Here is a 14,974-nt window from a genome sequence, read left to right as displayed (position 1 = left end):
GGTGTCGGACGCTCATCAGTTGCTGGAATTCATCGAGGAAGGCCTCAACATTCATGGCGAAGAGCTCGGTGGCTGGACCCAGCTTCTGGACGAGCAACTCAAGATCTTCGACGGTCGGGTCACCCTATCGGCTGAAATCCACGAGATGGAATCGCCGCAAGATGGCATGGTCCATTGCCATGTCTTCGCTCAGTTACACGATTACGACGACGAAGTGCTAGATGCGTGTGTGTTTGGTATGGGGGATGACCGCGAGAACGCACTACGCGAGGCATCGGTCTTGTGGATCACGCTTGTCGCCGGTCCCATCCGATCGTTTCTCGACAACCACCCGGTCTGCATGGCTTGCCAGATCGGTGTCGCTGGTGGCAACCCGGCCGAAGGTTTCATTCCGTCAGACTTTGGTTTGCCTCGACTTCGCGCGTACGTCGGTCCGACGGTCAGTCGAGGTATCGAAGGGAATCTCTTTCCCAGCGATGGCGAGACCAATTTGCCCTGGTTTCGGTATGCCTCGGAATCGGCAGCTCCACGCAGGGTCCATCTGGCGAAAGCGACCGTGCTGTCGAACGGCAAGAACGGTTGGCATCGCGAATTGGAAATTGATGGGCACGATATCTCGCACCGCGATGACGATTGGCCGCTGCCCGCTAACGGACCAGAGTTTGGGTATATCGTCCGGTTTGCTGTATTTGAGTTCCCGCAGAACTCGAGCGTAGTCCGCGAGCGAGCCGAATTGGAACGAACGATCCAGCACTTCGCCGAACATTTCAGCGACCACGAATCAATCGACCAACTAATCGATGCGATGGTCGAGCGTGGCTTCGACTCGGAGATCGTGCAAGAGGTCGAATCGATCTCAACAATTGCTTTTGGGCGCCTTTTGTTCGAGTCGACCGGTGTGCAGTACGCTTCGACCGTGATCCGAGCCAAGGCGGATGGAACGATTGAAACCGATGTCCCACTGATGTCGTTGCCAGCCTACAGCCGTGGCCGGGCCCTGGGAATTAAGCTCCGCGAGAGTCTACCGTCCGAAACCTGGGAGGCGTTGAATCTCTACAACGCCGAGTCGAACGCCATCTTGTCGGCCCTGGAGCAAGGTGTCGCGGTCGAAGACTTGGGGAACATGCGGATGGCCCCAAGCATCGTGCCGGAGGTTGGTACCAGCAGCGAAACGATGGATAAAGCCTTGAAAATCGTGAATGAGATCATGGAGAAGACTCGCCCACCGGCCAAGAAGCCGTGGTGGAAGTTCTGGTAGGACTGAAGACCGCAAGCTAGAATTCAGGCACATCCTATCGATACGGTCGTAAATCCTTCTAGCTGCTCAGGTTCAACACAATGAATATCGCTCGGTCTATCTCGGCATCCCTGCTGGTTCTGTTTCTTTTGACGGGATGCGATGTCAACCAGAATGGTGACGTCATGGTCGAACAGGCCGCCGCTTTGTACGAAGATGGGGACTACGAAGCCGCCGTGCCGGTCTTCAAGAAGGCTCTGGACAAGCCGTTGAAGGAATACCCCAAAAGCGTCGCGCTGACCATGCTGGGCAACTGCTACAACGAAATGGGTGAGTACGAAGAGTCGATTAAGTACCATGAAATGGCGATCGAAGAAGATCCTCAGAATCATCGCGCTTACGTCAACAAAGGGGTCGTCTGCCGACTGATGGGAGACTTCGACGAGGCCGAGCAGATGTACAACAAGGCCTTGGAAATCGAACCCAACTATGCCGAGTTGCATATCAGCCTGGGTGCCCTGTACATCCACCAGGAAAAGTACGATCAGGCCGTCGTTGAGCTCGAAAAAGGGGTGAAGCTGGACGACACGCTGGCCGTGGGACATTCCAATCTCGCGTTCGCCTATGCCACGGTCGGTCGCTTTGACGACGCCGATCGCGAACTGAAGAAAGCGATCGTGCATGGCTACACCCATCCCGAGGTGATCCGTGATCGCATCGAAGCATTCCGTGCCGCTGCCGGTGAAGGTGCTCCTGCGGAAGAACCTGCCGCCGAGCCGACCGAAGAAGAAGCGAAGGACGAGTAAGCTATTCGCCCTCGAGCGTGAACGTCTGCAGCGAGAAGTCTGCGTTCCCTTGCAGCACTTCGGGCCAATTACCTGGTTGGCCTCCGTGGTCGACTTGCAGCGGGCCAGGGCTGTACAGCAAGAAGCTTTCCGATTCGTCAGCCGACTTCGGTTGGTAACGGAAAGCTTGGCCTGTGAATGGATCGCGTGGAATATCGGGCAATACGCCTGGCCGCAAATGCTCGAGATCGGCCGGGTACGTGCCGGTTAGAGCCGCGAACTGTTGCAAAGCCAGGTCGAGTGCCAACAGGCGAAAGGTGGCGATGGTGCGCTGCTCGAAGCAGGCATACATCGCCTGGTTGTCTTCCGGCAGGTTCGACATCCCTTCCTGGATGATCTGCTGAAATTCCGCCAACTGCTCTGGCGACAGGTCGTCCGTCATCTCAGGCGGTAATGCCATCGTGTCGGGGTCGATTTCTTCGTCGGGGTAATCGACCAGTTCGGTCCAAAGTTCGTCGCGTTCGATGGCGACTTCAACCGGCTCATGTTCCGACTCGACCCTTGCCAGTTCGCTTAGTAGACGCGACCGCTGCTCGGCGTCGAAATTTTCGCGAGCCTTGCACAATAGGGACGATCCCAATGCGATCGAGCGCACTGAGGCTAGATAGTCGACCTGTAGGCCTCCCCGGGCCGTCGCATTGCCTAGATCAATCAATGTGAGTCCGGCTGAAATGACGCGGTCGTACTGCTGCGTCTGCAGCGCGAGAATCCCTTCGAAGTAAAAGGCATCGGCCAGGTTTCTCAGCACTTGGATCTCAGGGCAATGACGTCGAAAGTAATCGGCGTCGTATTCCAACGGAACGGCACAAGAGGCATCGAGGTGATCGCGTGCATCATCCAGCAAAATTCGATTCGACGTGACGAACGATTGCAAGTCCGCAAGTTCCAGTTCCGCCGAATAGCTGAGATCGTCCGGCGAAGGAAGTTGCAACGCGATCTGCACCAGGGAGGTATATGGGGGCAATGACATGAGTCGTTTTTGGGGAGTGGTGGGAGAAGAGGTTCCATCTATCGTACCCCGTTCAGGTCGCCAGCGGAATCAAGGGACACGCAGGAACCGTGAGGTGCCAAGATTATCGATCCGGGGGCGAATAGCCGGTAGAATATGCCCGCAAACCATGTCCCTCGCCCCAAGGGTTAACTTGTGGAATCATCTGCCGTACCAACGATTCAGTTTCAAGACACCGGACGCATCTTCGCCGGAGCCTGGGCTTTGCGACACGTGAATGCGACCCTGCTGCCAGGCAGTGTCTATGCTGTGCTTGGGGCGAATGGTGCCGGTAAGTCGACGCTGCTGCGGTTGATGGCCGGATGGCTACCGGCAAGCGAAGGACGAATCTGCTTGGGACCTTCCTTCATGCGTCCCACGGCTATTCATTTGCGACGAAAGGTCATGCTGCTGGACGACACCAGCGGAGATCGTAAGGCCGAGCTCAGTAGTCCGGTTGATGATCTGTGCCAACTGGTGCGCGACTATCATGCCGAGCGAGCTGGCATTGAAGATGAGATCGCCAACTGGTTCGAACGGCTTCGACTGGTGCCGGTATCGCGGTCGAAGCGTGGCGAGATGTCGAAAGGGCAGGCCTACAAAATCGCGATGGTCGGACTGTTCGCGATTGCTCCGCCGATCTGGCTGCTGGACGAACCATTCTCAGCTGGTCTGGATGCGGAAGGATTGCAGATCCTGGAAAATCAGATTCGCGAACATGCCGAGCGTGGCGGGACGGTTATCTTTTCAAGTCAATGGCCAGAACATGCTCGGCGTCTAGCCGACGGTGCATTGGTCCTGCATGAAGGAAAGCTTGTCTGGAGTGGCGTGCCCGACGAAAAGCCAAATGACGAGCTGACCGATTCCGCGGCGCCTGCGTTACAAGCGGTGCTGCAAGGTCTGGGGCCATCATGAGCGAAGAGGTCGACCAGCGAATTGAGCGTAAGCTTGGGTGGCAACATCTAAGATGGCTGGCGAGGAACAAACCAGATACGTTCTGCTTTCGCGATCGTTGGCGACACTTTCGTCGACGTTACGAAGCCACTATGCAATCGATCTTCCGATCGAAAGCGGGCTACTGGCTGACCTTGGTATTTTGCAGCATCGCTGTTGTCGCAATGTCTGGGCTACTGCTGTGGGTGATCGGTGCGATGTGCTGGGGATCGCTGCAACTGGTGCCGACTGAATTCGGTGAGGTCACACCAGACATCCTGCGCCGCGTTGCTTTTATGCGGCTTTCGATCATGCAAACGTTGGCCTGGGTCGTAATTGCACTGGTCTGCTTGCCAACCGATCAAGAGGATAAACCGAAACGACAATGGTCGCGGGCCGCACCGCAGTGGCGGCAGCGCGTTCTCGTGCTACGAATTGCTGTGGCCCTGCTCGGACTTTACTCCATGGCTGGCATCGGCATCTGTGTTTGGAACGCGGCGTCGCCGATTCAAGCTGCATTGGCTGGGTTGTTGGTCGCGGGGCTAGTGATTGCGAACGCCTATTGGGTAAGCATTTGGGCGACTTCGTTCCCGATGCTGCGACATTTGCTAAAACCGCAGGTGCTCGTGACGACGTTATTGTTGTCGTCGATGCTGCTTCCGTTTCTCTTCTTCATGACCTTGCTCAGCCTGCAGATCGCTCAGCACTTTGGCTGGTGGGGCCCGGTGGCCTGGATGCAATGGCAGGTCATGCAAATCGGCGACGGCGACGCCCAGGCCTGGTTGCCGCTGCTGGTCGCACTGGCCATCGGAGCGATGGTTACGCTTGCTATTCGCGGGAGAGCTAATGCCTGGCAAACAAGAAGAAAGGCTTTGGCCTGGATTCGAAGCACGCCTCAGCCGATCGTGGTGGAACGCCGCCCCGACAACGCCGCGATCGATCTACGTCAGGAGCTACGGCAACGTCTCTATTTGGGACCACAGCGGTGGCATGACTGGTTTTGGCCACAATGGATGAAGAAAAGTGTTGCCTTCATCTTGCCAATTGCCTTGGTGGCCATCGGTGCCCAGGGAGTTCTTCACTACTCGTTTGAGTGGGCGCTTCAGATTACTTCGGACGCCGAGCGCTCAGAGCTTCTGCGGACCCATCTGGCAATCCTGCTTCCCATCATCGCGATTGTAATGGGAACGGTCGAAGCCGCTGGCTTCTTTACGGATCCTTCGATGCAGTGGCTGTACTGGAAAAACCCTCGTTCGCCGTGGGCTCATTGGCGACAAATGCAAGTCGCAGGGCTCAAACGGGTGCCGGTAGTCCTGTTATGGACGTTGCCGACCTGCATTGTGCCTGGTCTTTGGGGAGCAGAAGCGTTGCAGCTTGCCATCCTGACCATAGTGATGACGCTGCTGGCCTGCGTGAGTGTGCGAACGATTATTTGTGCCTGGGGAACGACCCTCAGTTGGTTGGCGATGAAGCGGACCAGTTGGGCGGTATTCATCGCCCCTGCGTCGATGGTGATAGCGATGGGGCTAGAAGCCATTGCGATGCTGACTGCCGTCGCCGATCCGACGGGAAGTTATCACGATGGGTTTCGCATGGTTGCCGGGCAATTGATCACACTGACCGTTTTCAGCGGAACAGCCGGGCTATGGAGCACGCTCGGTTGGCTTCCTTTGCATCGGGAAGGTGAATCGCTGGTGATGGAGTAGCGGTGCGTCGCGGCCCATGCTCTCGTGCATCCGAGATCAAGAAACAAAAAAGCCGCCGGTAGCCAAGGTAGCTGCCGGCGGCTTCTGTTTTAATCGTCTAACGTCGCGTTACGCACTCGCGGGACGGCGACGTTTTTGCTTGCCCTGGCCACCGGCCGCAGCCTGGCCACCGCCGATGCGACGTGGCTTCTTCTTCGGATAGATGCGTCCGCCCGACTCTTGCGAGTTGTGCGCTGGCTCCGAGTGACTGCCTTCGTTTGCGTTCGGCTTCGAGTTGAGGCGACGTGGCTTCTTCTTGGTGAAGGTGCGACCCCCCGATTCCTGTGAGGTGTGACTCGACGAGTCGGAATGGTTGCCTTCGCTGGCGTGTGGCTTCGAACCACTCGACCGACGAGGCTTCTTCCCATAACCGCCGCCACCGCCACTGCTGCCGGACGACTTGTTACCAAAGCGACGCGAGCCGCCGGAACCATTGCCACGGTATCCACCACCGCGACGGTCGTTGCGACGAGGTTCGTCACGGACAAACGGTTCCGTAGTCTCAAAACCTTCGAGGGCAGGTTCAACTGGAATTTCGATACGAGTCAGACGTTCGATCTGACGCAGCAGCCTCCGTTCGGCACTGGCACAGAACGAAACGGCTACCCCTTCGGCGCCGGCACGAGCCGTTCGGCCGATACGGTGCACGTAGGTTTCTGGCGATTCTGGCAGATCGAAGTTCACCACGTGCGAAACATCGTTCACGTCCAAACCGCGAGCGGCAATGTCGGTTGCGACCAGCACAGGAGGTCGATTGCTCTTGAACTGGGCCAGCGTACGACTGCGAACGGCCTGACTCTTGTTGCTGTGAATGGCAGCGGCACGCAGACCATCCTTTTCCAACTGTCGGACAATCTTGTCGCAGTCGTGCTTGGTGCGAACGAAGACCAGGGTTCGGCTGCGCGGCGTATCTTGCAGATAACGCGACAGCAGAGCGCCCTTCATCCTTTTGTCGACGTAATGCACCGACTGGGTGATTCGTTCGGCAGGGGCTGCTACGGCAGCGACCTGGATGGCAACTGGGTTGGTCAGCCACTTCTGGGCCAGCTCGCGAATTTCTGGAGGCATCGTCGCCGAGAACATCACGGTCTGACGCTGCTCAGGCACAGCAGCCACAATTCGCTTGAGTGCCGGCAAGAAGCCCATGTCGAGCATTTGATCCGCTTCGTCGAAGCAAAGGATCTCGAGCTGCGACAGGTCGATGTGACCTTGGTCCATCAGGTCGAGCAAACGACCAGGCGTTGCGACCAGGGTATCGACGCCCCAGCGAAGATCGCGAACCTGAGGATGCTGCGAGACACCACCGAAGATCACGGTGTGCTTCAGCGGAGTTCCCTGGCCGTATTTCTTCAAGCTTTCGCCGATCTGGGCGGCCAGTTCACGAGTTGGGGCCAACACCAACGCACGCAACGGACGCGAAGGCGTCTGCTGTCCATTATGAACGCGTTTGCCCTTCACTCGCTCAGTTGGTGGCTTGGGAGGTAGGGTTTCCAGAATCCGGTGCAGCATCGGCAGCGCAAATGCGGCCGTCTTGCCGGTACCAGTCTGGGCACAGCCAATCAGGTCTTTTCCGTCCAGCAAAACCGGGATCGCTTGTGCTTGAATCGGCGAAGCGGTTTCGTACTTCAGCTTGGCCAAAGCTTGCTGGAAGGGTTGAGCCAATTGGATTTCGGTAAACTTCATCTACAGTCATGCTTTCCAAAGATGGAATGGTAGCCCTACGAGGTACCTGTAGGGGGACCCTGGGCGCAAACCATCAGCCCGTATGTTTGGGCGTTGCCAAAATGTCGGCCAGCAAGCCTGCTTCCGATAGCAGGGAAATCTTCACGCAAATCACGTCTGCGTGGGAGTGGCCGTAAGGGGCAAGAGGATCAGTCGCGGTCGAGAGAACGAGCAACCTGGGATAAGCAAATGAGACTGCCAGTCTGATGGGCGTCTCGGTCCAGGTGACCGCTAATATCGAATCGAATGAACTTGAACGGCCTAATCTGCCGTTAAGTCTCACACCTTGTTGCCTCACATCTTACTCGACGCAGGCCTGGTCGGATAGGCGTGTTTTCCCGCAGTTTACCCCTGAATTCCACTCAAATAGGCGGCCGAGGTGGGATTGTCCGGGGTGGAAAAGACTTTTTCACTGGTCCCAAACTCAATCATTTGCCCCGATCCGTCCTGAACCCAGAAAACGGCGACATCGTCTGCCAACCGCCGGGCCTGAGCCAGGTTATGGGTCACAATCACGATGGTATACCGTCGTCGCAGGTCCTCGATCAGGCCTTCGACCTTGGCCGAAGCGATCGGGTCCAAGGCACTGCAGGGCTCGTCCATCAGAAGATAGGAAGGCTTTAAGGCCAACGCTCGGGCAATGCACAGACGCTGCTGCTGGCCGCCAGATAGCTGTAGGGCAGGGCGGTCGAGTCGATCTTTAACCTCGTCCCAAAGTCCCACATCTTGCAGAGCCGTCTCGGTGATCTCGTCGAGCTCGGCCCGGGTTCGGTTCTGTTGGGCTTTCAGGACAAGGTGAATGTTCTTCCGGATCGACAACGGAAATGGATTCGGTTTTTGAGCGATCCCGCCGACTCGCCGCCGAAGCTGGACGGTGTCCAAGCCAGGCTTATAAATGTCCTGGCCGCCAATCAATATTCGGCCGGTTGTGGTCGCGCCTGGGATCAAATCGATCATGCGGTTCAAAGTCAGCAGGAAACTGCTCTTCCCGCAACCTGACGGACCAACGATTGCCGTGACGTGGCCTTCCGGAACCTGTAGCGATACCTCGCGGATTGCCGTCGTCTCGCCGTAATGAACACTCAGCGATTCGGTGCGAATCATCTTGCATTCCTCCCACTGATCCGATTCGATCCCAAGCGAATCAAGCTAACCACTGTCATGTTCACGATCAACAACATCACAATCAGGACCAGGGCTGTGGCGTAGGCCTGGGAGTTTCCGCCGGGGACGTTCATCGCCATGTCGTAGATGTGAACACTCAGCGATCTGCCGGAATCCCACACCGAGCCAGGCATCCGGGTGACATAGCCGGCGGTGAAGATCAAGGCAGCGGTTTCTGCCAGGGCGCGACCAATGCCGAGAACCGCTCCGGCCGCAATCGTGGGACCAGCGGTCGGCAGCGTGATGTAAAGCAGTGTCGTCGTCTTCGTTAAACCAGCTGCCGCGGACGCATGCTGAAATTCGGTTGGCACCGAGCGGAGAGCTTCTTCGGTCACGCGTGTCAAAATCGGCAACAACATACAAGCCAGCGTGAGGCCACCGCTCAAGATGGAGTACTCCATGCCCAGCAAGACACAAAAGAAGGCATTGCCGAACAGACCAAACACAATCGAAGGAACCGCGGCTAAAGCGTCGAGGCTCATGCGTATGGCTCGCCCACCGAGCGATGTTTGCCGTGTCTGCTCGACCAGCCAGATTGCGGTACCTAAAGAAAGTGGAAACGCAATCGAAAGCGAGACGCAAAGGATCAGCAGCGTCGAAACGATCATCGGGGCGATCCCACCTTGCCGACCAGCATCGCGCGGTTCACTGGTCAGAAAATCCCAACTGACATGCGAGAAGCCACGCCAGGCAATGTCGCACAAGATCCATGCTAGAAGAGCCGTAATCAGAATCGCGATGCTCCACATCGCGGCGGTAGGGATGCTTTCTTTCCAGCGGTGATTATTCATGGCGGTCACCTCGTAGCCATTCCGCGAGAAGCACGATCCCCGCTGCGGCAACCATTAGCAGCAGGCCACTCACAAACAGCACAGCGCGATGGCTCGACGAGGCATAGCCCATTTCGCTGGCGATGTTCGCCGTTAAGGTTCGTACCGGCCCGCTCAGCGAGGTGGGCATTTTCACGACATTGCCAGCCACCATCAACACCGCCATCGTTTCGCCGATTGCCCGGGCCGTTGCCAGCATCACTCCGGCCCCGATGCCACTGCGTGCTGCGGGCAAAGCGACCTGTGTGGCGATCGTCCAAGGACGTAGGCCCGACGCGGCGGCACCTTGCAGCCAATTTGATGGCACGCTGCCCAATGCGACATCGGCAGTTAACGAGACTGTCGGCAGAATCATCAGTGCCAGAACGCAAATTGCGGTTAGCAAACCTTGGCCCGTTCCGCCGAGGTGTGACATGATCGGCACCAGCACAACCAGCCCCCACAGGCCATACACCACGGAAGGAATCCCGGCTAGCAGTTCAATCAGGCGTCGATACCAGCGTGCTAGCCGCGGCGGTGCGTAGAACTGCGTGAAGATTGCCGAGCCAATGCCAAGCGGTGTGGCGACAAGCACCGCGCCGAGCGTTGTCGCCAAGGTCGCCGCGATCATTGGTAACAGGCCAAAGCGATCGGAAAGGGGATGCCAACTGGCATCGGTGAAGAAGCGAACCAACCCCAGTTCTTTCAACGCCGGCCACGATTCTTTCCATAAGAAAACAATCACCAGCAGCACGATCGATCCTGACAGCATTGCCGCGGTCGCGGTTCCCCATCGCAGGCAGCGATCAGCGAGCGAGCGGGACAAAGTACTGCTCCGTGATAAGATCATGAACCTGATCCGACTGGGCGAACGCAATGAAGTCGGCCGTGACCGGATCGATTTCTCCCTTCGTGACCAGATGCAAGGGACGACTCATCGGAAACGTGCCATCCGCGACCGTTGCCGTCGATGCAATAACGCCAGCCAGCGGGAGTAAGCGAATCGGAAGACCGGCCTGAATATCGGCTTCAGCGGTACCGATCGAGACATAACCGATGGCACCAGGGGCACCGGCAACCGTCTTGATGCCTTGCTCGTTGTGTCCCACGATGACGTCCGGTTTGACGGCGGTGTTTTCGATTTGGAAGTACTTCTGGAAGACTTCCAGCGTGGCTCGCCCTTCCGCTTTGTGAACGACTTGAATCGGAAGATCTGGCCCACCTAAATCTTTCCAGTTGTTCACGTCATCGCGATAGATGGCGACGATCTGCGAATCGCTGAGCTCGGCGATCGGGTTCTCTGCGTGAATGATCATTCCCACGCCATCGGCGGCCAAGGGATGCACGGTCAGGTCGGACTCGTCTGATTTAAGTTCACGGCTTGCCATTCCAATCTCGGCAACACCTTGACGGACATCGGCGATCCCTTTGCCCGTTCCTCCGGTTTGCACATCAATACGAACGCCAGGGTGCAACTCTTCATAACGACGGGCAATTTCGGTTAACAGCGGAGCGATCGTGCTGGAGCCAGTCACTGTGATCCGGTCGTCCGTCGACGAACTTCCAAGCCCGCATCCGGCAAGCGGCAGCAGGCAGGTTACGGCAAAGCACGCAAGAACGCGTAGCATGAGCAGGTTTCTCTGGCGAAGGAAGTGAGGTGGTTGTCTTCACGAGGTCTTCATATTGATAGTCAAGTGAATGTTAGAGTGTCAATGCCCGCCCCCCGTTCCGGCCGAGGCTTCCTTAGTGGCACCATCGAGGTAAAAAGTGCCATCGCATCGCCCGTTTGTTGTCATCTTATGCGGCTTTTGCCGGTTCTGTTGATTTGAAACCTATTTAGGTTGACCTATCTTTGAGAGCCCATTTCGGGGTGGATCATTTTCCGCGCAAATTCCTCAGGTCTTCGATGTTGTCCTCGAATCGGTTTCGGCTGCTCCTGCTCGTCCTGCTGTTGGCAGTGGGAAGCGTTACTGCGCCGATCGCTCAGGCCGATACCATCTTGTTGGTAACCGCCAACAATGGATCGCTGACCGGGGAAGAGTCAGCACGACGATCTTCGTTTCAATCATGGGGCTACGCGGTCACGACGATCTGGTCTGGTAGCTCTCAGGCAGCGATCGATTCGGCCACACTTGGTGCGCAAGTCGTCTACGTTTCCGAAGAAGTTAACAGCGCCGATCTGGGGACCAAGCTTCGTACCACTTCACTGGGCGTGATCAACGAAGAAAACTTCCTCGACGATGACTTCGGCTTTTCGGATGCCCCGGGTTCAGAACGATCCGGTACGTCCATCTGGGTGCTGGGCAGCAATCAAAACGTTGGCATTACCGGCACCACACAGCAACTGACGCAGATGGAAGGCAATGTCGCTCCTGGGGCGCAGATCGTTGCCCGAACGACCAGCAGCACCGGCAAGGTGACCATTGTTACCCTCGAAAAGGGAGCCCAGCTTGCGAACAACATCTCGGGCAACTCGATTGCGTCGGGACGCCGTGTGCGTCTGCCTTTTGGTGGCGAGCCGTTCCAGTGGAGTTCGATCAATGGTACCGGTCTTTATGTCGTTCAAGAGGCGTTGAACTATGCCCGGGCGACCGCCGATCAAACGTTGCTGCACTGGAAACTCGACGAAGGTGCCGGTGGGACGATCTTTGATGCTTCAGGATCGAATCGTAACGGTAGCTTCCAAACCGGAACGCCAAGCTGGAAAACGGGGCCACGGAATGGGGCACTCGACTTTAGTGGTGGAAATGACGTGCGTTCGAGTGCCGTTTTCGATCCGCCTGCCCAGGGCAGCGTCGCCTTCTGGATGAAGCGTGACGACGCGGTGACCAGCACCGAACGGATCCTCGGGACTGGGGACGACTGGGAAATTCGCATCGAACCGAACGGTATCGTCGGCTTCGATCTCGGGGCGAATAATACCTCGGGTTCGTTTGAAACCACCACGGCACTCAACACGATTAATCAGTGGTACCACATTGTCGCGATCTACGATTCGATCGGCGATACGTTCACGATTTACGTGAACGGCAAGCTTCATCGCTCGGGCTCGGTGGGATTGAACGACCCTTCCGGCAATTATCTATCGCTCGGAACACGCACCGGCACCGCGGATCGCTTTGACGGGACGATTGATGATCTGAGAATCTACAACTACAAGCTTTCCGAGACGCAAGTCGCGGATCTATATGGATTGATCGGGCATTGGAAGTTCAACGAAGGAAGTGGCAGCGTCGCCAGTGATAGTTCGGCGTTCAAAAACCACGCCAACATTAGCGGAGCAACCTGGACGACCGATTGTGCAGGGAACGTTGCTCTGGCCTTCAATGGCTCTGGTGCGGTGGCAACGACCAATTCGAGCGTGACTCCACCTGAGCAAGGTTCGATTGCCTTCTGGTTCATCAGCGAAGCACCCTACGCCAACAATCAGCGGCTGTGGGGGATCGGCGACAATTACGAGATCCGTCAGGCAGCCGACGGCGTGGTTTACTGCGACGTCAACGGCAACGGGATCGATGGCGGCTTCTTCACAACCGAACCTCTCGATGAAACGATGAAAGCCTATCACTTTGTCGCCAGCTACGACAACGCTGACGATACCTACGCGATCTATATCGATGGAGAACTTCACAAGAGTGGCGTTTCGAGTGTTGATCTGAGCACCCAGACCGGAGGTATCCTGTCGTTCGGCACGCGAACCGGTTCGACCGAATACTGGCAAGGGACCATGCGCGATTTTCGACTCTACAACCGCAAGATCCTGGAGTCGGAGGTGTTACAACTGGCTGGCGTCGCGGCACACTACGAACTGGACGAAACGAGTGGTTCGATTGCGTATGATTCAACCGCTGCGAAAAACGATGCCACCTTTTACGGTGCACCGACACTGGGAACTACCGGGCCTGACAGTTCAACGCTGGGAACCGCGGTCGAACTGGATGGCTCGACGCAATACATTACCAGCAACAAGAGTCTGTTGAATTCATTACCGCAATTCACGATGGCTGGCTGGGTTTACCTCGATACCCTAAATGCGAACCAATCGTTCTTCGGCCAGAACGACGTGATCGAATTTGGCATCCTGGGAGGAACCGGGCAAGTCCATTTATGGACGGCGAATGGCGGCGCATTGTATGTTGGCGGAACGCTTACGGCTGGACAGTGGATACATGTGGCTGCCGTTGGCAACGGCAAAGAAATCGTCGCCTATGTAAACGGACTTCAGGTTGCCTCGGCAAGTGGCAATACGAGTTCCTATGGAACGAGTAGCTACAGCTTCAAAATCGGCGAAGGCGTTTATTCCCCGACTGGCAACTACCTCGATGGTCGTGTGGATGACGTGCGGGTATTTACGCGTGCTTTATGTCCGGCGGAAATCCTGGCTCTGGCGACAGGGCATGAAGGCAAAGGGATCCGCATCATCAAGTGGGTGGAAGTGCAGTAGCTTCCGCAACCACTATGCCAGCAAGTCTGCCAAGGCTGGGTTAACTTCCGGGAATTGAAACGAGAAGCCATCGTTCAGCAGTCGCCGAGGAATAACGTAGCGGCCAAGCAGTGCCAGTTCCGGATCGGTATTCAACAGCCAAGGGGCACCGATCTGGACCATCCACCGGAACGCGGGCAGGCCAATCGGCATACGCACTGCCTCGCGCAGCCCTCGCATGAATTCGACCTGAGGGACAGGATTGGGCGACGAGGCGATATACGCTCCGCTCATGGAGGAATCGGTGAGAGCTTTCAGAAACAAGCGGTTCATGTCGGCTTCGTGAATCCAACTGATGCCTTGGTGGCCCGAGCCGATCTTGCCGCCGAGACCCCAGCGAGTCAGCATTGCTAAACGAGCCAACGCACCACCGCCGACGCCGCGATCTTTGCCAATGACAAAGCTGGTTCGTAAAACGACTCCTCGTTGGTCAGCCAGTTTGGCCGAAGCGAATTCTTCTTCCCAGGCTTGTCCAACCATCGGTGCAAACCCGGTCCCGAACGCCGAGCTTTCGTCGCAGCGACTGACGGCCGGATCGCCATAGATATGAGCTGTTCCCATCTGCACCCAGACCGGTGGAGGGTCGGAGAGTGTTCGCATCGCTTGGCCGAGTGCCCGTGTCGATTCGATCCGTGATCGCAAGATTTCATCTCGATGGGCAGGTGTCTTGATGCAGTCGACCGTCCGGCCGGCAAGATTCACGACGCCGGCCGCACCTTCCAAGCAATTGCTCCACGGCCCCGGTCTACGTCCGTCCCAAGCTACATGCGTCCAATTGCCGTCAATGCGAGGTACGTTGCGTGACAAGATAACGACCGGTTGGCCTAGTCGGGCGAGATGATTGGCCAGCGAGATTCCCAAAAAGCCGCTGCCACCGGCGATAACGATTGGTCGAAGATCGGTTGATGTGTCCAAGGTAGCTTCCAGCGGCAATGACTGAGTAATGGGTCACGGCGGTAACCGCAGAGAAGGGGAAGGCGATAACCTGAATTCAGGCTCCTTACCGAGCGGGGCCAAGGGATTTATGTTGAAGGATAGATCCGAGTCG

The 14,974-nt window shown here is 56.9% G+C and carries 12 protein-coding genes; 5 read left to right on the top strand and 7 right to left on the bottom strand.

The window, feature by feature from the left end:
• Position 1 precedes the first annotated feature (1 nt).
• Positions 2-1,258 carry a hypothetical protein gene (locus ABD890_RS06280; RefSeq protein WP_345086974.1) on the top strand — a complete coding sequence of 419 codons (1,257 nt, stop codon included), beginning with the start codon at positions 2-4 and terminating at the stop codon, positions 1,256-1,258.
• Positions 1,259-1,338: 80 nt separating this feature from the next.
• Positions 1,339-2,043: a tetratricopeptide repeat protein gene (locus ABD890_RS06275; RefSeq protein ID WP_345086972.1), complete on the top strand. Its 705-nt coding sequence runs from the start codon at positions 1,339-1,341 to the stop codon at positions 2,041-2,043.
• A 1-nt stretch (position 2,044) separates the two neighbouring features.
• Here the strand turns inward: ABD890_RS06275 and ABD890_RS06270 are convergent, their stop codons facing one another.
• On the bottom strand, positions 2,045-3,052 hold the full coding sequence (locus ABD890_RS06270; protein ID WP_345086971.1) for a hypothetical protein: 1,008 nt from the start codon (positions 3,050-3,052) through the stop codon (positions 2,045-2,047).
• Between the two features lie 174 nt (positions 3,053-3,226).
• Between ABD890_RS06270 and ABD890_RS06265 the strand changes: the two genes are divergently transcribed.
• Positions 3,227-3,985, top strand: coding sequence for an ABC transporter ATP-binding protein (locus ABD890_RS06265; RefSeq protein WP_345086969.1), 759 nt, complete (start codon positions 3,227-3,229; stop codon positions 3,983-3,985).
• Between the two features lie 131 nt (positions 3,986-4,116).
• Positions 4,117-5,709 (top strand): hypothetical protein, encoded by a 1,593-nt coding sequence (locus tag ABD890_RS06260; protein WP_345086967.1) that lies wholly within the window; start codon positions 4,117-4,119, stop codon positions 5,707-5,709.
• Between the two features lie 108 nt (positions 5,710-5,817).
• Here ABD890_RS06260 and ABD890_RS06255 read toward each other — a convergent pair whose 3' ends face one another.
• The 5 genes from ABD890_RS06255 to ABD890_RS06235 form a co-directional block, all read right to left on the bottom strand.
• Entirely contained in the window at positions 5,818-7,431 is a 1,614-nt protein-coding gene (locus ABD890_RS06255) for a DEAD/DEAH box helicase (protein ID WP_345086965.1), read from the bottom strand.
• Positions 7,432-7,815: 384 nt separating this feature from the next.
• Positions 7,816-8,574 (bottom strand): phosphate ABC transporter ATP-binding protein, encoded by a 759-nt coding sequence (locus ABD890_RS06250; RefSeq protein ID WP_345086963.1) that lies wholly within the window; start codon positions 8,572-8,574, stop codon positions 7,816-7,818.
• Entirely contained in the window at positions 8,571-9,425 is an 855-nt protein-coding gene (gene pstA / locus ABD890_RS06245) for a phosphate ABC transporter permease PstA (protein WP_345086961.1), read from the bottom strand. The genes ABD890_RS06250 and pstA overlap by 4 nt, the downstream gene beginning before the upstream one ends.
• On the bottom strand, positions 9,418-10,269 hold the full coding sequence (pstC, locus tag ABD890_RS06240) for a phosphate ABC transporter permease subunit PstC (protein WP_345086959.1): 852 nt from the start codon (positions 10,267-10,269) through the stop codon (positions 9,418-9,420). The genes pstA and pstC overlap by 8 nt, the downstream gene beginning before the upstream one ends.
• Positions 10,250-11,071, bottom strand: coding sequence for a phosphate ABC transporter substrate-binding protein (locus ABD890_RS06235; RefSeq protein WP_345086957.1), 822 nt, complete (start codon positions 11,069-11,071; stop codon positions 10,250-10,252). Before ABD890_RS06235 ends, pstC begins: the two co-directional genes overlap by 20 nt.
• A gap of 278 nt (positions 11,072-11,349) precedes the next feature.
• Between ABD890_RS06235 and ABD890_RS06230 the strand changes: the two genes are divergently transcribed.
• On the top strand, positions 11,350-13,887 hold the full coding sequence (locus ABD890_RS06230; RefSeq protein ID WP_345086955.1) for a LamG domain-containing protein: 2,538 nt from the start codon (positions 11,350-11,352) through the stop codon (positions 13,885-13,887).
• A gap of 12 nt (positions 13,888-13,899) precedes the next feature.
• Here ABD890_RS06230 and ABD890_RS06225 read toward each other — a convergent pair whose 3' ends face one another.
• The gene (locus ABD890_RS06225; protein ID WP_345086953.1) at positions 13,900-14,841 is read right to left on the bottom strand and encodes an epimerase; all 942 of its coding nucleotides are present in this window, start codon (positions 14,839-14,841) and stop codon (positions 13,900-13,902) included.
• Between the last annotated feature and the right edge of the window lie 133 nt (positions 14,842-14,974).

The organism is Bremerella cremea, assembly GCF_039541315.1.
Classification (GTDB): domain Bacteria; phylum Planctomycetota; class Planctomycetia; order Pirellulales; family Pirellulaceae; genus Bremerella; species Bremerella cremea.
The sequence above is the reverse complement of the archived record's forward strand: the minus strand, read 5'-3'. Positions and strand labels throughout refer to the sequence as shown.